The following is a 556-nucleotide window of genomic DNA, read 5'->3' as shown; positions in this document are numbered from 1 at the left end:
GCACCTCCACACTGGCTGAACAAGTAGCCCAGCTCATCCAGCTCAACCGAGTCCATACGCATCGGGCTTATCGCAGTCCGTCCAGCCCGCCCCTGTGCTTTCTCCTGCTCCAGCGCATTGACAAGATCAACCGTCGAGTAAAAGCGCACTCGTTTGCCATGTCTGCTGAACCCGGATATGCCCAGTGCCGTGGCCAGATGTGTTTTGCCAGTGCCAGGACCACCGATCAACACCACGTTCTGAGAATCCTGCGTGAACGATAGGTGTGAGAGCTTTTGAACCAACCTCTGGTCGACTTGCGATACCGTGAAGTCAAACCCAGCCAGATCTCGATGCACAGGAAAGCGCGCAGACTTCATCTGGTGAGCAATGGAGCGCATGACGCGATCTGCGTGCTCGGCTTGAAGCAGGTGCTCCACCAACCAGCAAGATGCAGCCAAGGTGGTATCGCCCCCTTGCTCGGTCAGATCGGCCCATGCGGTGGCCATTCCGTTTAAGCGCAGACTCTTCAATTGCGTCTGCACATCGGTAGAGGGTTCACGCATGATTGATCTCC

General features: G+C 56.5%; 1 protein-coding gene. It reads right to left on the bottom strand.

From position 1 onward, the window contains the following. Positions 1 to 545: ATP-binding protein (locus LPW39_RS23345; RefSeq protein WP_230781170.1), on the bottom strand; the 545-nt coding region annotated here is incomplete at its 3' end. Positions 546 to 556 lie beyond the last annotated feature (11 nt).

The organism is Comamonas koreensis (assembly GCF_021026195.1).
GTDB classification, from domain to species: domain Bacteria; phylum Pseudomonadota; class Gammaproteobacteria; order Burkholderiales; family Burkholderiaceae_C; genus Comamonas; species Comamonas koreensis.
This window is presented reverse-complemented; position numbering and strand designations above follow the sequence as displayed.